General features: G+C 33.8%; 23 protein-coding genes and 1 tRNA gene. All 24 read left to right on the forward strand.

All coding sequences use genetic code 11. From position 1 onward, the window contains the following. Window positions 1-106 precede the first annotated feature (106 nt). The 24 genes from OCV57_RS00285 to OCV57_RS00400 all read left to right on the forward strand — a co-directional run bounded on the left by OCV57_RS00285 (window position 107) and on the right by OCV57_RS00400 (window position 19,994). Window positions 107-352: a hypothetical protein gene (locus OCV57_RS00285; protein WP_267300122.1), complete on the forward strand. Its 246-nt coding sequence runs from the start codon at window positions 107-109 to the stop codon at window positions 350-352. 5 nt (window positions 353-357) lie between these two features. Then, complete coding sequence (locus tag OCV57_RS00290; protein WP_267300123.1) at window positions 358-906, forward strand: BRO-N domain-containing protein; 549 nt, start codon at window positions 358-360, stop codon at window positions 904-906. Then, entirely contained in the window at window positions 899-1,204 is a 306-nt protein-coding gene (locus OCV57_RS00295) for a hypothetical protein (protein ID WP_267300124.1), read from the forward strand. The genes OCV57_RS00290 and OCV57_RS00295 overlap by 8 nt, the downstream gene beginning before the upstream one ends. Beyond that, window positions 1,197-1,367, forward strand: coding sequence for a hypothetical protein (locus tag OCV57_RS00300; protein ID WP_267300125.1), 171 nt, complete (start codon window positions 1,197-1,199; stop codon window positions 1,365-1,367). The genes OCV57_RS00295 and OCV57_RS00300 overlap by 8 nt, the downstream gene beginning before the upstream one ends. Before the next feature lie 23 nt (window positions 1,368-1,390). Continuing rightward, window positions 1,391-2,260, forward strand: coding sequence for a BRO family protein (locus tag OCV57_RS00305; protein WP_267300126.1), 870 nt, complete (start codon window positions 1,391-1,393; stop codon window positions 2,258-2,260). After that, window positions 2,253-2,504: a hypothetical protein gene (locus OCV57_RS00310; RefSeq protein WP_267300127.1), complete on the forward strand. Its 252-nt coding sequence runs from the start codon at window positions 2,253-2,255 to the stop codon at window positions 2,502-2,504. The genes OCV57_RS00305 and OCV57_RS00310 overlap by 8 nt, the downstream gene beginning before the upstream one ends. A gap of 19 nt (window positions 2,505-2,523) precedes the next feature. Continuing rightward, the gene (locus tag OCV57_RS00315) at window positions 2,524-3,561 is read left to right on the forward strand and encodes a BRO-N domain-containing protein (RefSeq protein WP_267300128.1); all 1,038 of its coding nucleotides are present in this window, start codon (window positions 2,524-2,526) and stop codon (window positions 3,559-3,561) included. A 4-nt stretch (window positions 3,562-3,565) separates the two neighbouring features. Beyond that, on the forward strand, window positions 3,566-3,868 hold the full coding sequence (locus tag OCV57_RS00320) for a hypothetical protein (protein ID WP_267300129.1): 303 nt from the start codon (window positions 3,566-3,568) through the stop codon (window positions 3,866-3,868). A gap of 154 nt (window positions 3,869-4,022) precedes the next feature. Continuing rightward, window positions 4,023-5,135, forward strand: a complete 1,113-nt coding sequence (locus tag OCV57_RS00325; RefSeq protein ID WP_267300131.1) for a competence protein CoiA — start codon at window positions 4,023-4,025, stop codon at window positions 5,133-5,135. Next, window positions 5,128-7,920: a hypothetical protein gene (locus tag OCV57_RS00330; RefSeq protein WP_267300133.1), complete on the forward strand. Its 2,793-nt coding sequence runs from the start codon at window positions 5,128-5,130 to the stop codon at window positions 7,918-7,920. Before OCV57_RS00325 ends, OCV57_RS00330 begins: the two co-directional genes overlap by 8 nt. Continuing rightward, window positions 7,921-8,781: a hypothetical protein gene (locus OCV57_RS00335; RefSeq protein WP_267300134.1), complete on the forward strand. Its 861-nt coding sequence runs from the start codon at window positions 7,921-7,923 to the stop codon at window positions 8,779-8,781. A gap of 210 nt (window positions 8,782-8,991) precedes the next feature. Next, window positions 8,992-9,159, forward strand: coding sequence for a hypothetical protein (locus OCV57_RS00340; RefSeq protein WP_181986839.1), 168 nt, complete (start codon window positions 8,992-8,994; stop codon window positions 9,157-9,159). A 73-nt stretch (window positions 9,160-9,232) separates the two neighbouring features. Further along, window positions 9,233-9,856, forward strand: a complete 624-nt coding sequence (locus OCV57_RS00345; protein WP_267300135.1) for a ClpP family protease — start codon at window positions 9,233-9,235, stop codon at window positions 9,854-9,856. 11 nt (window positions 9,857-9,867) lie between these two features. After that, entirely contained in the window at window positions 9,868-10,578 is a 711-nt protein-coding gene (locus OCV57_RS00350) for a PhoH family protein (protein ID WP_267300136.1), read from the forward strand. A gap of 5 nt (window positions 10,579-10,583) precedes the next feature. Further along, on the forward strand, window positions 10,584-10,763 hold the full coding sequence (locus OCV57_RS00355) for a YonK family protein (protein ID WP_267300137.1): 180 nt from the start codon (window positions 10,584-10,586) through the stop codon (window positions 10,761-10,763). 76 nt (window positions 10,764-10,839) lie between these two features. Then, on the forward strand, window positions 10,840-11,988 hold the full coding sequence (locus OCV57_RS00360) for a hypothetical protein (protein WP_267300138.1): 1,149 nt from the start codon (window positions 10,840-10,842) through the stop codon (window positions 11,986-11,988). Between the two features lie 9 nt (window positions 11,989-11,997). Further along, a complete protein-coding gene (locus tag OCV57_RS00365; RefSeq protein ID WP_147339956.1) occupies window positions 11,998-12,378 on the forward strand; it encodes a hypothetical protein in 381 nt (126 codons plus the stop codon). Window positions 12,379-12,441: 63 nt separating this feature from the next. Then, window positions 12,442-12,517 (forward strand) — tRNA-Asn (locus OCV57_RS00370). Window positions 12,518-12,869: 352 nt separating this feature from the next. After that, window positions 12,870-13,856 carry a tyrosine-type recombinase/integrase gene (locus tag OCV57_RS00375; RefSeq protein ID WP_267300139.1) on the forward strand — a complete coding sequence of 329 codons (987 nt, stop codon included), beginning with the start codon at window positions 12,870-12,872 and terminating at the stop codon, window positions 13,854-13,856. A 67-nt stretch (window positions 13,857-13,923) separates the two neighbouring features. Next, the gene (locus OCV57_RS00380) at window positions 13,924-14,166 is read left to right on the forward strand and encodes a DUF6275 family protein (RefSeq protein ID WP_267300140.1); all 243 of its coding nucleotides are present in this window, start codon (window positions 13,924-13,926) and stop codon (window positions 14,164-14,166) included. Between the two features lie 99 nt (window positions 14,167-14,265). Further along, window positions 14,266-15,270 carry a hypothetical protein gene (locus OCV57_RS00385; RefSeq protein ID WP_267300141.1) on the forward strand — a complete coding sequence of 335 codons (1,005 nt, stop codon included), beginning with the start codon at window positions 14,266-14,268 and terminating at the stop codon, window positions 15,268-15,270. Then, the gene (locus tag OCV57_RS00390; protein WP_267300142.1) at window positions 15,263-17,092 is read left to right on the forward strand and encodes a hypothetical protein; all 1,830 of its coding nucleotides are present in this window, start codon (window positions 15,263-15,265) and stop codon (window positions 17,090-17,092) included. Before OCV57_RS00385 ends, OCV57_RS00390 begins: the two co-directional genes overlap by 8 nt. Before the next feature lie 30 nt (window positions 17,093-17,122). Next, entirely contained in the window at window positions 17,123-18,784 is a 1,662-nt protein-coding gene (locus OCV57_RS00395; protein WP_267300143.1) for a hypothetical protein, read from the forward strand. 217 nt (window positions 18,785-19,001) lie between these two features. Continuing rightward, on the forward strand, window positions 19,002-19,994 hold the full coding sequence (locus OCV57_RS00400; RefSeq protein ID WP_267300144.1) for a coiled-coil domain-containing protein: 993 nt from the start codon (window positions 19,002-19,004) through the stop codon (window positions 19,992-19,994). Window positions 19,995-20,018 lie beyond the last annotated feature (24 nt).

Genomic DNA, 20,018 nt, shown 5'->3' on the forward strand with positions numbered 1-20,018 from the left:
TGTTTACCTATACATAAAGTCATGGAATTTTCAGAATACGAAAATTATAACAGAGAGTGTTTGTGGCTGCTACAAAAAAGAAACGGCAATAGCGGAAGAACTACATATGTCGGTCAGACAGCTAGACAACTATTTAAAAGCATTATGTGACAATGGACTAATAATCAAACACATTACAGGCTCTTATAAAAAGAATGGCAAGGTCTATAATGCTCCTAACGTTTATGTACTTAGTTCAGATCTGAACGTACAACAACATATTCAAGAAGCTGTTGACAGACTAAAGTACACCTATAAGGTAGATGAATTTCTGCCAATAATACACAAGAACAAGAAAATTAGAAAGGATTGATAAACGTGATAGATAATAAGATTATAGTATTTGAAAACGAGGACTTTGGAGAACTTAGAACGGTTGAGATTGACGGAGAAGTTTGGTTTGTAGGTAAGGACGTGGCAATGATATTGGGTTATGGAAATGGAAAAGTTAAAAGTAAGGCTTTAGCTAACGCTATAAAAGATCATGTAGATATTGAAGATAAAAGGTTCTTAAACTATGATGAACTTAAAGCGTACCAAAATGGTGACCTTAAAAATATTAGCCACTATGGAATGACAATTATAAATGAAAGCGGTCTATATTCTCTTGTATTTGGAAGCAAATTGTCAACCGCAAAAAATTTTAAACATTGGGTAACTTCTGAGGTTCTTCCTTCACTTCGTAAAACTGGTACATATAATACGCAGGCTTTTGAAGAATTAAAAGCAGAGGTAATAAATCTCAAAGAAGAATTAGAGAAAAACAAATTACCCAAGAAAACATATAGTCCATGGTTTAGTCGTATGCACCCTAAATACAAATTAATAGAAGATAGTCTTGGTATTACTAGGGGGTGCATTGTATAGAGAAATTCTTAAAGAGCTTGCTAACAGATACGGACTTGATACATACCAAATAGAACAAGACTATTTGTATGAAAATTGTTTGGATAAATGTTATCCTCTTGACCCATATCAGTGTGTTCCGCAATATCGCAATATGATAGAAGATATTATTAATGAGTATTTAATCAGTAACAGTTTAGCTGATAAAAACGATATTATTGCAACTAAGAAATATAAGACAATTTTTTCAAAAACTAATTCTAAGACTGATTTTAATGAGTCTTACTTTAACACAGAGGACGGTGAAAACAATGAGTAGAAATCGCAAAACAGCTTCTTTACAAGAATTATTCTCTGAAGATTATACATACGAGGCTCAGGACAAGCCTTTGGACGACAATGAAGAATATTTAAGGTTTCGCAGTGAGTATTGGACTATGCTGGCTGAAACTGACGATACATACAAAGAAGATTATATGTAAGATAAAATAAAGGAGACAACAAAATGAACAATTTGAAACTTGTAGAAACAGACGTATTTAATGAAATCGCAACTTGTGACTTTTGGGGTAACATTAATAATGAGTATCTTGTCACAAGAGAACAGATTGGTAGGGCATTGGGTTATAAAAATCCAAGTGAAGCAATTAAAAAGATTCACATGAAACATAGAGATAGACTTGATAATTATAGTTGTTTAATTAAAAGTGACTTTAGTCGAGGGGTGCGTTCTGGGGCTATCGACTCTAATGGTGCAATTCAGGACAGAATGTTTTATAACCGCAAAGGCATTATGGAGATTTGCCGTTGGTCTAGGCAACCATTAGCAGATAAGTTCATGGATTGGTGTTGGGAGATTATGGATAGGCTTATCTCCAATAGCTTGAATACCGTAACATTATCAAGAGAAGAATATTCTATGATTGTTAATGCTGCCAATGAAGTGGGTCAGCTTAATAAAGTTAATGAACAGCTTACACGTCAGTTGCAAATCATTTCTGCACAGAATACTACAATGCAGGATAAGCTTTCTCGTATATGGCAGAAAATAATGCTTATTGTTCCACCGGTACATTATTCTTCTTGGAAAAACAAGATGTCTCAGAAAATTGTTTCGCTTGCAAAGATCTTAGGTTATACAAATGATGATGATAGAAAATCTATTTATGGCGATATTTACAACATGATGAAATCAGGCTATGATATTGACCTCGACTCCTACAAAGAAAATTATTTGTTATCGCAAACAGATTGTAAAAACGTAGCAATGATAGATGTTATTGATAGCGATACAGTTCTTAGAGATATTTTCGAGGAAATCGTTGACCGATACATACAAATAAAATCAGGAATGGAGGTAATTAACAATGCCTAAACTAACAAAACTTACAGGCAGTGAGTATACCAATGGCGTACTCGCAGAAGCTAAAAGAATAAACAACAACGAGACAATCCGTAAACAACCGCCTACAGAACAGCAAGTTAGATTGTGTCTTAGAGTGCTGAGAGATTTTCACATACATATAAATAAGGATAATATTCCTAGATTTAACAGCGTTCAGGAGCTAGAACTTTGGCAAAAGAAAATGATACACGATAAATTATATGACAGCAACTAAAATGGAAAGGTAGATTAAAATGACAGAAAACAACAAAACTATGGTAACAGTATTCGAGAGCAAAGATTTTGGCAAGGTAAGAACGGTAGATATTGATAACAAGATTTACTTTTGCGGCTCTGACGTGGCAAAGGCGTTGGGGTATGCAAGACCAGCGGACGCAATAACATCTCATTGTAAGGGGGTCTGCGTTTTACCGACCCCTTCGGCTGGAGGTGTGCAGAAAACAAAATTCATCTCAGAGGGTGATGTTTATCGTCTTATAGCACATAGTAAACTCCCTTCCGCAGAACGCTTTGAGAGTTGGATATTTGACGAGGTACTTCCAACCATACATAGAACAGGCAGTTATATTATGAAAGGCTCGGAAAAGGACAATGAATTAAAACTATTACAAGCTACGGTTACTCAGCTTCAGAATATGTTACTTGCATTATCGGCTAAAAAAATACCAAATGCAAAAGCTCTAAATATATGGAAGAAACAAATTAGCACTCCGCTTATAGTGAAGTTACAGGATAATGCTTTACGAACTACAGGTGAGGTTGTTGAGTTTGCAGATATGCTACATAGAGTTTATACTCAAATGACTTCAATGTTTGGCTTTTGTACTGTTACGGCTCTTAGTGAGTTTACAGATAAGTACAATTGTGATTGTACTACAATACAGCCAAGTATTATAAATGCTATTGTGGATAATCATGTATATCAGGCTTGGTTTACTCAGGCTTGTAATCAGCTTATGATTTGTGTAGGTAATGGGGATAGGTTTACATCTGACGATGGTTGTACTTATAATGCTACACAGTTTACTTTAGAGGACAGCTTTGATTTTATTGCTTACACACTGGCAGAGGTTATGAATGATAGATCGGCTCACCATGCACACACGCTGTCTATAGTTTACAAGAAGATAAACACCACGAGAGGTTGGCATAATCAAATGACTAGGAAGAAGGTTAAGACTAAGAAAGATGTAATATTGTCTGATAGAAAACAGTTTACTAAATTTGTGTTAGTTAGCAACGAAATTATAAAGGAATTGGGAAGGAGTTAAATCTATGAAAACATATACGGTAACAAGTAAAGTAACCGCAGAGGAACGTGAGGTTACAATTAACATTTCATGCGAGAATGGCGAATGGGTCGCTAATTTGTATACTTGTATTGAGAAGTATGCCAACAAATGCAAAAAGCAAGGTTGGAAACAGATTGATGAAACAAGACACACTGACGGTACGTTTATCGGAGCTACATTTATTGCTCCTGCCAAAGCCATTAGTATTAGAAACGCTCACCCAACTAAAAGAGTTATCTCAGAAGAACATAAACAAAAGCTTTTAGCTGCGAGAAATAAAGATTAGTTAAAATTGTACATTAATTGTGTTAATTTTACAGCTAAATTGTTTTGAGTATAATTTTACTTGTAAAGTATTACTCTTTAAAATTTAACACAATTAATGTATGTTCCTGACGGTAGAACGTAGATTATGATAGATATAAAGATAGGAGATATAAATGGTTACGGCAGAAATTAATAATCAACCTATAAATTGTTATGACAATAAGTATGATAGAGATACTTTGAAAAAATGGGCGGACAAAGGAATTTTGCAATGTCCTGTTTGTCATGGGAAGTATGAATATTGTCATGGCAAATTGGTAAGCCCTTTTTTTAGACACAAAGACAAAACTAAATGTGAGACAATTTACTCTGAACCCGAAACAGAAGAACATATTCAAGGTAAAATAGCATTATTTAATTGGATTAAGAAACAAAACGGTGTTGTCAAGGCTGTTATGGAGGGTTATATAGAAGAAACAAAACAAAGACCTGACATCATGTTTGAGTTTGGAGGACAACAGTACGTTATAGAATTTCAGTGTACGCCAATAGCAAGTGAGCAAATAGAACGCCATGAGTTGTATCAAGCTGCGAAAATTAATGACATTTGGATTGGCGGTAAGGAAAAATATTCAACTGGCAGGACACATATTGAGAATATTGCATATGCAATGTTTGACTATCAGAACAATACTTTGTCTAAAGTCAAAGATCTTTTGAACAAAAACTTGTTACCTTATAATAATTTACTGCTTTGGAATTTTAACGAAATACCTTTAGAGAATGTAATGTTTGACGGAAAATTTACTTTTGTGAATCAAACCATGGAAAAATATATTGATTTATCAATAAAAAAACACAATGCGGAATTAAAAAAGCAAGAGCAGAGACGACATATTCATAGTTTGGTAGAGGTTTGCAAAGTTATTCCAGAATGGTATGCACAAGTATGTCATCATTGTAAAATCGACATACTTGAAGGCAAATTATCTTCCCCATATTTGATTATGATGAAGTTTGCAAGCGATATTACTGCTCCTTTCACAATGTTCATCAAAGAAAATTCGATTGATGTGTGTGTAACAGAGATGTATAATCGTAGGATAAAAAATAATTCAACTCATTGCAGAAAGTGCTATTGGCAAAAAGCAACTAAATTTGTAAAAATTGAAACACTTAAATATTCGGACAATCAGCAGTTGGTTTCTGTGATTAAAGAATATTTTTCAAAGCAATTACAAAAGGCAGTAATTAATAAATATATGGGAGGAATAACAAATGGCTAAACAACAAATGTATCAGCAGTTTATTTTTAAGTTGCACAGTTCAAGAATTTTAAAAGCACCTGATAAAAATTTAAAGATCTCTATACAAGAAGCTAGAGATAATAGGGAAATTATTTCTCTTGCTGACGGACAAATTTTACAAATGATTGACGAGATAAATTCATTAGATAGAAAATTTACCGCAGATAGGATAAAGGAAATTAAGAGAGAAATAAAGCTTTTGAAAAAGCAGCCAAAGTCGAGAAATACGAGTGTACAAATTAAGAAATGTTATCAGGACTTAGATAACATTCAATGTAAACTTGACTATGTTGCGATTATAATGAATAATAAGGAAGATATTTTTAAGCTGAGTTACGGATTTAGAATAAACGGAACGTACTATAATAGACTTATAGGCACAACAAATGGTATAAAAAAGAACACAGTTATTTATGCTGCCGCAAAGAACTCACAGCATATAAAATTATGTGAGGAATTAACAAGACGCATGAATAATGGAAGAAACTTAAACAAGGAACTTGTGCCTGCTAAGTTTGAAGCTTATAAAGCATTAACTTGTTCAGCTTCTGTGCCTGTGACACATCCAAAAGATATTCTTGTGGTAGATGATTTGATTGTAACTTGCAAAGAAAAGGTTATAAAAATAACAGATGAGTTTGACGGAGAGCCTGTATTAACTGAGCCTGATAATCCTGAAATTATAGAAGTAAATGACAGTGACGGTTATGGTTTAATAACACCTACATTGTCGGAGATATGGGCAAAAGATGTTCTTGAGGACTATATACCTAGTGGGTACTGCATAAGAAATAGCTTTTGTAAGGGCATGGTGTTCACGTTTGACTTTCATAAATTTGCCTATGAATATGGTACATTCAATGAAAATGGTGATTGTATTGTTATTGATGTATGGGGAAATGAACATAATATAAAAAATGTAGACTTAATACTTACAACTTCGATGTTAAAATTGTGGGATAGTTATGACAATATTGATTCGTATTTGGGAAATTGTAAAAATAACGGATATGGCTTTAGAGTAACAAAAGTGTGTCCTGAGAAACTTGAAAATGAACGTAATATGAATTATCAATTCCTGCAAAGCTATGAATTAACAGATGGGGAAATTCAAGAATTGATAGCCCCTACGGTTAATGAAATAAAAGATGTAATTCACGGAGATATTGACAAAACTATATTGTTTTTAAATGGGGCTACCTCAGATGAAGATTTTAGCTTAAATGAGATTGATAATGTTACTAAGTCGGTTATGATAGAGCCAAGTATGGCAAATGACCCATTTGTTATAAATCGTATTAACTATATGATTAAGAAAAAAATTACACAGGCTAAAATCGGTGTACTTAAAGTGCATGGCAATTATGCTGTTATTTCAGGCGATCCATTTGCCTTGTGTCAAAAAATATTTGGAGTAAAAGTTGAGAATGATGATTATGGATTACTTAAAGCTGGAGAAATGTATTCAAAATATTGGTCTGATTATGGGTCTGATAGGGTTGTTTGTTTCAGAGCGCCAATGAGCTGTCATAATAATATTAGGGTTATGAACATCACAGATAATAAAATGATGTCAGAGTGGTATAAATACATGGCAACTGTTAATATTGTCAACTGTCATGACAGTATGGCAGCAGCGTTGAACGGCTTTGACAAAGACGGAGATTGTCTTATAACAACAGACAATCCAATATTGTTGAGAAATACAAGACCTACTAAAACAATTATGTGCGTTCAAAAAAAAGCAAATAAAGAAATCATTTGCGAGTCTAATTTAATGCAGGCTAATTACAACAGCTTTGGTGAGGAAATTGGCAAGGTCACAAATAGGATAACCGCAATGTACGATGTTCAGGTAAAATACCCAAAAGAAAGCAAAGAATACAAAATACTAGATTATCGTATTATGTGCGGTCAGCTTATCCAGCAGAACACGATAGACAAGGCAAAAGGTATTATATCCAAGCCTATGCCTGAGGCGTGGTACAACATATTTGCATTAAGCTACAATGATAATGATAGTGACGAGGAAAGAGTCGCAAAGGAATTTAACAAAACAATCATTGCTGATAAGAAACCATATTTTATGTGTTACATATATCCGCAGGAAATGTCAAAATATAAAAATTATATTGAAAATAATAATGCTCAATGTATAAATTTATTTGGCATGACGATTTCTGAATTAGAGGTTCTTAAAGATAAAACGGAAGATCAGCTAAAGTATTTGGATTGGTATTACAAAAAAATGCCTGTCAGTGTTAATGATTGTACCATGAATCGTATTTGTAGGGCTGTTGAGTTGGCTTTTGAAAATTATAACACGGAAGTTAAATCGTCAGCTAGATTTGATTATAAAGTTATGCAATGCAGGCAAAATGATAAATACTCTGACTATCCAAAATTAAAAAAAATGTATGAGAATTATACAAGGGATATAACTCAATACATGGTATTGTCTAAGAAACAACGTTTCGATAAAGAACAAATTGATAATGACAAGATGATAATGACAGAAAATTATCGTAAGCTATGTTCTGAGATTTGCACAGATGAATTTGTGTTGTGTGATATATTGCTTGATATATGCTATAAAACAGAGAAATCTAAGAAATTTGTATGGGATATTTGTAGTGACACTATTATTGAAAATCTTTTAAGATTAAATGATTGGCAGATGTCTTATTATGTACCCGATGAAACTGGAGATATTGAGTATGGTGGAACAAAATATAGAAAAGCCGTAAGAAAGATTGGTGTGTAAATGGATATATTTTTAAACGAAATTGCTGAGGCAGAAAAAATAATTGAAAGTAAAGACTTAGGTGTAAAACCGTCACAATCATTGTTTTTGTTGGCTAAATATTACCGATATATAATGAAGTATAAAAAATCTAAAATAATTACTGCACTAACTGATTTTATCAAATCAACAGGTATAAATTACAGACCTTCTGATTGGGAGAAAAGCGTTGAAAGACAAGTTGACAGAACACGTAATAATCCACCAATTAATATTGAGTACATTGGCATAACACAAAAGGAACTTGAAGATATAGCAAGGCTTAAAAGCCCACCAGTTGAGAGAATAGCTTTTACGGCATTGTGCCTTGCTAAATATAGAAATATTCTTTGTGCAAGAAATAATAATTGGATTTGTACTAGCCACAAAATGCTGTTTTCTCTATCTAGTGTGAATAAAACTAGATATGAAAAAGAAATGATGATACATAAGTTAGTTAAAGCAGGAATGTTACAGCCAGCATTGGCTGTCGGAAATACAAATCTTCAAGTAAAGTTTATTGATGATAGTTCTCTAATAGTGCTAAAAATTACCGACATGAGAGAACTCGGTAAAGAATATATGCTGTATAGAGGTAAAAAATATGCACGTTGCGAAAATTGTGGAAGGCTATTTTATAAGAGATCAAATAGTCAGTTGTACTGTAAAAATTGCAAAGGTTATCAAAAAATTAAAACCAAGGTCTTAACCTGCTGTGATTGCGGTAAGGAGTTTGTGGTTGATAGCAAAGCAAATAATAAGCAAAGATGTGATAAATGTCAACATATCAAACAACTTGAATATCAAAGAAAATCAATGGCTAAAGCCAGAAATATAATGTGAAGTAGTCAATTTTAAATAGAAAATAGTCAAACACCTCGTAAACCCTTTATTATTGGGCTTTTGCGAGGTGTTTTTATTTTATGGTGTTATTTCTTATTATGGATATAGATAATAAATATACTTATCCATAATATATTATAGCACGCACAAAGTCAACATTCAATAGGCATTGTGTACAAAATTAAAATTGAAAAGGTGGTTATTTTACACATGATTTTCGTCACAAAGGACGAGGCGGATTATCTTCGTCAGAACATTAAGAACGTTAAGATTTTCAAAACGTGCCGTCTGAAAAACAATGGCTCTAATCGTGGTAAGAGATACGCAGAGGAAACATCTGCGGTTGTTAATCTGCTTGCCAAGTACAGAGCTGATTAAAAAATATCTTACAGTACGTCTGTAAGGGTGGGTATATCCCACTAACTTATTTAGAAAAGGAATTTATTTTTTTATGACAGTAACAGAAGAACTTCCAATTTCCATTGTAGATAGTTTGGATAAGAGAAAGTACCCTACACCTGAAGAGTATAACTATTGGAAATCAAGAGAAAACAGAACATTTTTCATTGCTTACGAGGTAGATGAGTTTTATAACCTCATTGAATTAAGCAAAGTTATTATTCAGATGAACATGGAAGAAAGAGAAATTAAAAATCCAAAGCCAATCTTTATTTTCATTCATAGTTATGGTGGAGATATAGAACAGGCAAATTATTTTTGTGACCTGATACAGAGTAGTCATATTCCTATCGTTACTATTGGAATGGGTGTTGCTATGAGTGCAGGCTTTCTTATTTTTCTTGCTGGCAAGCGTAGATATGCGTTTGAACATTGCCAAATGCTCGTTCATCAAGGCTCTGCTGCTTTTCAGGGTAGTGCTGCTGAAATTGAGGAAGCTCAGAAAAATTATAAGAAACAGCTTGAGGGCATGAAGTCATATATCCTCGCAAGGACGGACATTGATGAAAAGACTTTTAATAAAAATAGAAATAAAGATTGGTATTTATCTCGTGATGAACTTGTGAAGTACAAAGTGGTCGATAAGATTGTCACATCGTTTGATGAAATTAATTAGGCGGTGTTATCATGGGCAAGAAAAATAATAATACAATAACCTCGTATGATAACCCACCTGAGAAAATTGACGGTGATCTGTTTTATAGTCTACAATTAGATAAAGAACAAGAAGAATTTGCTAATGCAATTTGGAACAAGGACAATGATATTATTTTCTGTAATTCCAAAAGTGGAAGTGGCAAAACTACTATTGCCATTGGTATAGCAAATTTACTTGTGCAGTACCAAATGTTCTCAAAGATTATTTATATTGTTTCGCCTTGTGCAGAAGGCAGGTTGGGCTTTCTACCCGGTGATGTAACTTCAAAGAGTGAGGTTTACTATGAACCACTCTATAATGCACTACAGACACTTGGTATAAATCCATTTACGGCTGTATGTACAAATAGTCTTGTTTCTGAGAAGTATGAAGAAGGCTATATCAAACCTCTTACGGACGTTTACCTTAGAGGCGTCAACTTTAAGGACGCAGTTATTATAATTGACGAGTCTCAGAACGCAACTTTTGACAATCTTAAAAAGACTTTAACAAGAATAGGCGAAAACTGCAAGACAATTTGCATAGGGCATACAGGACAGATTGATTTACCCAATCATAAGGCAAGTGGATTTGAGAAATATCTAAATCATTTTTCGGGAAAAGAACATTGTCAGATTTGCGAGTTACATACTAACCATAGAGGTTGGGTGTCAACTTGGGCTGACGAATTGGAGGATTAGAATAAATGGCTAAAATAACAAAAAAGAACGTTCTGTCGGTACAGGGCATTGTAAACATAGAGAATGGAAAAATAACATTTAGCGTTGAAGATATTGAGGGTGAAATTGCCCTTGCGGAACTTATGTCAGATTTCAACGGTCAGGAAGTAAAACTGTCTGTAAACCAGACAGATGAAATTGCTTAACTGTTAGTGGGAGGAATAAATTATTTCTACATATAAAAGATTTGAAGGTGAGTCTGATGACGAGCTTATATTTAGAGTGTGCAAAGATAAGGAAAAGATAGGCACTTGGAATGATGTCAGGGATATTTTAAACGAATTACTTAACGCTGATTTTGGCGAGTCAACTTATCGTAAGAAATTCCAATGCTTTGAGAAAATGTTCAATGCAAATCAGAAAACTTTTGCAGATACAGAAAACACCCTTAATGAAATTCAAGACCAAATTCGTGAATTAAAGAAAGAGCGATATAAACTTCAAACAGAGAAGTTGGAGAATAATAGGTGGCTTAGAGAAAATGCACGAGATGAATTGATAACTGAAAAAATAGTCAATGCAATTTCTGATATAGACCCTATTATAGTTCCTGATTATTTGTCGGGAGTAAATAATAGCAAATCTGCGATATTGGCATTTACTGATTGTCACTTTGGCATAGAGTTTTGCATAAAAGATCTATTTGGCAATGTAATAAACGAATATTCTCCAGAGATATTTGAACGCAGAATGTGGAGCATGCTCGAAAAAGTTGTTGACATCATTGCTAAAGAGGACTTGGCAGAAATTAATGTTTGGGAACTTGGCGACAGTATATCAGGACTTCTCAGATTAAATTCTCAGCTTATGCACCTTAGATATGGTGTCATAGATTCGGCAATAAAGTATGCTGAATTTCTTGCTAATTGGCTCAATGATCTTTCTCAATATACAAAAGTGAATTTCCAAATGGTTAAGGACAGTAATCATTCACAACTTAGACTTCTCGGACAGCCTAAGAATAGTTTTCCTGATGAAAACATGGCAAAGGTGATTATTGCTTTCATAAGGGAAAGACTTAAATATAATCGAAATGTAAACATAATTGAGAATGAAACAGGCTTTTGTTTCAGCGATGTTGAGGGTTATAACGTGCTTGGTTGTCATGGTGAGGTAAAGGATTTACAGAACTGCACAAGTTCTTTTTCAAGAGCGTACAATACAAACATTGATTACGTTTTGGCAGGTCATGTGCATCACCAAACCTCAAAGGAAAATGCAAAACATTCAGAGGTGCTTACAATACGTTCCATGGTAGGCACTGATGACTATGCTATGTCTTTAGGCAAGACTTCTGACACGGGTGCAAGCCTGTTTATATTTGATGATGAATTTGGCAAGATTGCCAACTATGATATAAAAGTAAAGTAGGTGAATACTATGATGATTAAAAAGAGTTATAACGATTTTGATACTTTTATGCAGGATATTATAGACGTATATCTTGAAAATGAGGGCTTTAGTGTTTTGTGCGACTATAAGTTAGCTTGTAAGATTATCAAGAAATTTTTATCATTTGACGATAAGACTAAAATTAATTCTATTTCTCTTGATCCGCCTGAGTGGAACGGATATGGTGGCGAATTTGTTGTTTCAACTTTTGAAAACGAGTTGTTCTGTGAAAGAGCAAGACGTGACGATAAGCCAATAATTGTTGGTGATGAGAGTATTGTTTTCGTTCAGCGAGATTTTGTCGGCAAGGATTTTATTGAAGAAGATTATGTTCCAAAGCTTTATTTTGGTTTTACAATTAACGAATAATTTGTAGTTAAATACAACTCCTTTTATTATATTTTGCAGGATAGCAAGCGTTATCCTGCATATTGTCGGATAGCTCAATCGGTAGAGCAATGCACTGTTAATGCGGAGGTTGTGAGTTCGAGTCTCACTCTGACAGCCAAAACAGAACTCAACACGCCTCTTAAAAATGCGTACCACGTTGAGTCTTTTAAATGAAAAATCTGACGAGATTTTTGCATGGATAGTTGACAAAGTTTTGTTGACTATCCTTAGTTTTAATTACAAAGTAATTCAACCTTACGCACCTCTTAACAATGTGTCCCAGTGAGGGGTATTTTGAGTTATGGTTTTGAGAATTTTGTATTACTCAAAAAACAAAATTCAAGCCCTTGTGGGCGAAATAAAGAAGATTAAGTGTGAAGGCAACACTCTAAAGAAACCCCAAAATGAAGAATAAGTGCTAAAAGCGACACTCTAAAGAAAGCTTGATATTAGAAGAAAGGAGAGGTTAAATGGCTAAGAAAAGCAAACGTATCCAAGTACATGATGACGAAATACTTTCAAAAATCAATTCAGAAACAATGAAACTATGGAACAAATATAAAATTGATATGTCACTTAGAGAACTCTCCGAAAAGACTGTCGCAGGATATCAAAATGACTTAGAGTCTTGGTGGATATACATATACAAAAATCAGGGTAATCAAAGTATTATTGACTTAACGGAAGATGATATAACTGAATTTTTATATTTTTGTAAAACTGAGGGTAATAATTCAAGACGTATGAAAAGGCGTATGGCTTCAATTTCAGCTTTTTATAAATTTCTGCGTAAGAAGAAGTTAATTACAGAAAACCCAATGGAATTTATGGATAGACCTAAGAAAGATACAGATGTTATTACTCAGACGTTTTTAACTGTTGAACAGGTACAGGAATTAAGAATTACCTTACAAAACTTAGTAGAAAACGCTGACACGCATCATAAGAAACATAGGGCTTTACAATATCAGTGTTATGCTCTATTTTCATTGTCTACAATGGCTAGAGTTAATGCGGTTGCGAATACTAAGTGGGAACAAATTGATTTTGACAATAGGGTTGTCAATGATGTAGTTGAAAAAGAAGGCTATGTTGTAACTCTTTATTTTTCGGAAGAAGTTAAGGAACTGCTGTTAGGTTTACTTGAGTACCGCAAGACAAATAATATTATTGACAATGGCTATGTTTTTGTTTCTTACACAGACGGAAAGTTTGATAAGGTAACTAATGGCACATTAAATTCTTGGTGTCATATTATTGGTGAAATGATTAATGTTCCAACGTTACACGCTCATGATTTTCGTCATTCTGGAGCTACGCTATATAAAAACGCAGGTATGTCACTAGAAGATGTTTCGGCATTGCTCAACCATAGTGGAACTGACGTGACAAGAAAATTTTATATTAGGGTTGATAAAAAGAAAATTAGTCAGAATAAGGATAAATTTGATTTTTGAGCGATTAAGCACTCATAGGGCTATAAAAGGGTGCTTTTATTACACAAATATAGAGAGGAAAATAATTATGGACGGAAAAGCAATAGAAATTGTAAGAGATTATATTGGAGAACATCTTGACAAATCAGATACAAAGCCTGATTTTGAAGTTTACACAGTATGGAAGTGCAAGGCATTGCAGAACTGGAAATACTTGCTTTCAAGCACTCTTTTTGACGGTATGTATTATGAATTAACATACAATGGCGACAAAAAAGAGTGGTATCTTGACGCCTACAAGAAGTTTGAGAACAAGGTTGTTAAAGAATAGTAATTAAATATATGCCAAATTAAGCACTCTGATTGAAAATTGGAGTGCTTTTTATATTGGCTTGAAAATTAAACAAATAAAAAGGAGGTGGTTTTGGTTATGCCAAGGAAAAAAGGTAGTGTATCAACACAAAATAAATCTGGTATTAAAACCACTAAATATATTGAACAACCAAAAGTAATAAAAACCATTTCTTGTGATGAAGAACAAGAAATGTTAATAAAAAAGCCTTATCAATGTGTGACCTGTGGCAAAAGATATGCCACACAAAAGAACAATTTTGCATATAGCCAATCACCTTTATACAATGGCAATAATAATTTCTTGCCAACTTGTAATCATTGTTTAGATAACCTTGTAGAACAATATACGTTATTATTGGGCGATCCAAATGAAGCTATTAAGCGCATATGTTTACATTACGATATCTATATTCAGGAAAGCTTGCTTAATAGTTGCAAGAAAAAAGATCTAAACCAAAGCCGTATCAGAAATTATATCAGACATTGTAATTTACAACAATATGCAGGTAAAACATATGATACATATTTGTCTGAAGTCAATGGCATTGCTATTAATAACGAGGAAGATTTGGAACAATTAAAGTCAGAGGGTAAATCTTCTCCAACAAAGGTTGCGGTTGAACGTTGGGGACTTGGTGTATTTGGTTCTGAGGATTATCCGATTTTGGAAGAACATTATAAAATGTTAAAGTCACAAAATCCAAATGCCGATAACAACCAAGAGATTTTTATAAAAGACCTGTGTACAACAAAATTGTTACAGAAAAAAGCTATTAAGGAAAAACGGTATGATGATTACGAAAAGTTTACAAAATTGTATCGTGACACTTTTAAACAGGCAGGCTTAAAAACAGTACAAGAGATAGATAACAGTGCGGAAGAAACTTTAGGTGTCACATTGGCAACTATTAGTCAATATACTCCTGAAGAATATTATAAGGATAAAGAACTTTACAAAGATTTTGATGGACTTGGTGACTATATAAAGAGGTTTATTTTAAGACCTATTAAAAATTTAGTTTTGGGAACTAATGAACGTGATAAAACTTATTGCGTGAAGGACGATGGTGAAAATGGCTAGGAGAAATAAGTATGCTGATGACAAACAAGCTGTGTTGCACACTAAGTTTCCTTCAACTCATTTTCTAAGCAATCCGACAAATGTGGATCATACATATAGGTGGTGTACATTTTTTAGAAGAAATTTGCACAGGTTTGCAACTGATTATTTGGGCTTGAAATTACATTGGTATCAAGCTATTATTCTATATTTAATGGGAATATGTAATTTTATAGTTATTGTTGCTTGTAGAGCTGCTGCAAAGTCTTTTATTATTGCACTATATTCTTGCTGTAGATGTATCTTATATCCCAATAGTAAAGTTGTTATTGCTTCCGCAACAAAGGGACAAGCCAAACTGATTGTCACGTCTAAAATCAGAAACGAGTTAATGGCGTGGTCGCCAAAATTGCGAGAAGAAATTAAGGGCATTAAAGATAACCAAAATGAAGTTATCGTATATTTCAAAAATGGCAGTACGATAACGGTTGTAACGGCAGGTGAAAGTGGACGTGGTAACAGAAGTTCTGCTCTCATAAGGGAAGAATATAGACAAATCAAAAAGGAAATTGACGATAGTATATTATCACCATTTCAGACCATAAGGCAGACACAGTATTTGCTTGATCCTTATTATGAAAATATTTCTGAATTAAAAGAAGAACCAATTAATACTTACATATCTTCAAGTTGGCTTGATAACGGACACTGGATGTGGGATATTGTAGATATGGCTGAGAGCAATATGCTGAAAAGTTATCAGACTGGCGATATTGATACTTGTTTGTTGGCATTTGACGAGTCTATTACACTCAAACATAATATTCGTACTATGAAACAAATGCAGAACGAAAAGAAAAAACAAGATAGTTTAACTTGGAGATTGGAGTATCTTAATGAAAGAGTTAAAGAAAATACTTCGGCTTTCTTCAGTTATTCAATGTTTTCTACTAATATGCGTTGCAAAAAGCCTTTTTATCCTCGCAAGAACGTTGATGTATTAGCGCATAGAAGAAATCCTTACGCTATTCCAAAACAACAAGGAGAAATTCGTATAGTCGCTTGTGATATGGCGTTTGTTACTAACAAGAAAAACGATAATTCTATTTTTTCGTGTATAAGGCTTTTACCTGAAACTACCACATACCAAGTTGGTAATGTTGAGGACTCGAAAAATATGAAACGTGGTTATAGGCGAATAGTCTGTGGCATGGAGTCCATTCAAGGTGGCGAGGGAGATATGCAAGCAATTAAGATTAAGCAGCTTTATGCCGATTTTGATGCCGACTATTGTGTTCTTGACGCTAGAAATGGTGGTATTTTGATATATGATAGATTAGCTAGAGTTTTATATGACGAAGAACGAGATGTTGAATATGAGCCATGGACTTGTATGAATGATGAGGGTGCTAGCAATCGTATCAAAATTGAGGGAGCAAGACCTATTGTGTTTATTATAAACGCTTCTGAAAGGCTAAATAGCGAAATAGCTATGGAGTTCAAAAGTGTTCTTGAAAACCAGATGATTGATTTTTTAATACCATTGCAAGAAGCACAAGAGTCTTTGATTGAAAAGATACCAGAGTATAATAATGCTACAAGTGCAGATACTCAGATATTTTATGAAAACCCATATTTACAAACACAAGAGTTGGTAACGGAATGTATTGAATTGACTTATACGAAAAAAGAACAGACGGGTGCTATTGTTATCTCAGAGCAAGGCAATAATCGTAAAGACCGTTATACGAGTGTAAGTTATGGAAATCATTTTGCCTGCTTGCTTGAAAAGGACTTGTTGTCTGATAACGATGAATACGATTATTGTTGTTTATTCAACTAATGTAAACACAAATGAAAGTGAGGTGAAGCTATGCCTGAGAATATTGCAGAGAATACTGAGAATGTTATTGAAAACAATCAAGATAAAACAGAAAGTGTTTCAGAAACTAACTCCATGTCAAATATACAAGAGCGTTCCTATGAGTCAAATGCTTTTTATGAAATGACATCTTTTTGGGAAGATTGTATTGAAGATTTGCCTATTAATATTGAGGACATTAAGAAATTTGCTCATAATCCGCAAATACATATAAAAAATATTCGCAAAATTTGTCGGTGGGCGTATTATGAGAATGGCTCTGTTATGACTTCTATCAACTATCTTAAAACCATGTTCACCTTGGATAAGGTGGTTTATTCAAAATCAAAAACCAAACGCAAGAAGAAATTTGAAAATGCAAGGCAGTTAATGCAACAAACTCTTGACACAATAAGATATAAGGAAGTTATTCGAGATAATTTGTTTAACGATATGATCGAGGGAATGGACTTTAAATACTTTGAGATTACAAAGTCCGTATTCGCTGACAAGTATCTTGATGATATTGATACTTTAAACATCGTAGAGATTAATGAATTGGGGGTTAAATGTGCTGTTATTAATCTGCCTGTTGACTATTGCCGTATAGTTGGCAGAAAGAATGGTTCACCTATTGTTGCTTTTGATTTAAGATACTTTGACGATATGGCAGAAGACGACAAAAGAAGAAAACTACAGGCTTTTCCAAGAGAAATTCGAGAAGCGTATAGTAAATATTCAACTCACAATAATATTAAGCCATGGAAAGTTTTAAATAATGATAATACAATGGTGACAAAAATTAACTGTAAGGCTATTAATCCTTATGGTGTGCCATTAATGATTTGTGCGTTGGACGATGTATTATACGCAGATTATTTCACTTCTACAAAGCGGAATGTATTAGATCAGTTGAACAATCAAATTATTTATCAAACATTTCCTGAAGCAAAAGACGGACGTTGTACTTTGACGGAAAGTCAGCAGAAAAACCAACATAAGGTAGTTAAAGAAGCTATTACTACAAGACAAAATAAATATGGCAAGTCATTTTTCTCGCTTGCCGCAGGTACAAAATTAAATGATATAAAAGTTGACACTTCTATTTTTGATGAAAAGAACGAAAATGCCAATAAATCAAAAGTGCCTGCCGATTTGGGTATTGCTAGTAGTGTCCTTGACGGTAATAGTACAGGAAACTATGCTGTTGCAACACTTAATTTGGAGTTGGTTGCAGGAAACGTATATGATTGGATAAATATGTTTATTATGGAATTGAATAAATGTATTAATGCCAATATTATTAAGGATAAAAAGCTTTATATGGAGTGTGCTATTTTACCTGTTACTTTTGTAAATAGAGATAAACAGGTTAAATATATGACCGACCTTTATGCTAGAGGTAAGGGGTCTTTGACGGCTTGGATTGCAAGCACTGGTTGGGATAGCGATGTATACTTGTCGCTTATGGATTATGAACTTGATAATGATTGGGAAAATAAATATCCAACGCATAAGACGAGTTATACCATGAGTAGCAAAGACAACGATCCAAGTGATGCAGACCACTCAAATGGTGGTAGAAGTAAGGTAGCTGAAAAGACAAACGAAAATAGCATAATGAGCGAAAATCTAAATGGAAACGCTCAACCAAAACCTTCAACAACAAACTAAAACCTAAGTTGCGTTAAGTGACTAGGTTTATTTTATGTCAGAAAAGAGGTGAAAGTTAGTGTTTCATTGTGAAATAAGCGAAGCAAAGAGGTCGGACGGTCGCAGACGTGTAAAGTTGGTACTACACGAAATTCATCAAGACCGTAATCACTATAACAAAAATGGTATTAGTTACAATGAGCAATATGTTAGAGATAACGCAGATAGTATTATTGGTATGCCTATTTGTGCAACATTTTTGGATAGTGAAAAAGATATTCCATACGACCATGGAATGACAGGTCAAGACGGCAATATGCCATTATTTGAAAATTCTGTTCAAGTAGGTTCTGCTGATGGTTGGTCTATTGAAGATATTCAGATTAATGGTGAAAAACATAAAGTTCTTATTGCCGAGGGTTATATTAATCAGCAACGTTATCCACATTTTGTTGAATGGCTTGAAAACAAAATTAATGATGGTGATACAATATATGGTTCTGTTGAATTTGTTGGTAAGGGCAAAAACAAAATAGTGTATGACGGAGAGCCTGTCGAAAAAGGTAGAGTACCAAAAGTTTATGACTATAGTGGATATTGCATTTTAACTGTCGAGCCTAGTGACGATAGTGCAATACTGATAGAACTAAATCAAAAGATAAAGGAGGACGAGAAAGTGGACGAAAAGACACTTAATCAGATTATTTCTGCTGTTGAGAATAAGATTACTGAACTCAATACTAAAAATGCAGATTATGAGAGTAAGATTGCTGAAATGAATGAGATTATTTTTACAAAAGATGCCGAGATAGCAACTCTTACAGATGAAAAGGCAACAGCCGAAACAAATGCTTGTCAGAAAGACGAGAAGATTAATGAACTTAACGGACTCGTTGAAACAATGAAAGCAGAATTGAATGAACTTAAAAAGTCTGCAAAGATTGCAGAACTCAATTCAGCTCTTGGAGATTTTTCAGACGATGAAAAGAACATGGCTAAGGATAAGCTTGACAAGTTTAACGCAGATCCTATGGGTTGTGGTATCGAGGTAAACGATATTGTTACAGAAATCAACGCTTGTATCGGTGCTGAGACAAAGAAGAAGGAAAAGGCAATGGCTGTTGAGATTAATTCTCAGAACAATTTTGCCGCTGACATATTTGGTTGCGTAGATACCGACAACGATGACGATAAGAATGATAAACTCGATATTGATAATCTGTTTGTATAAAAAAATACGATTGGAGGAATTTTA

This window comes from Hominimerdicola aceti, assembly GCF_025567495.1.
Classification (GTDB): domain Bacteria; phylum Bacillota; class Clostridia; order Oscillospirales; family Ruminococcaceae; genus Hominimerdicola; species Hominimerdicola aceti.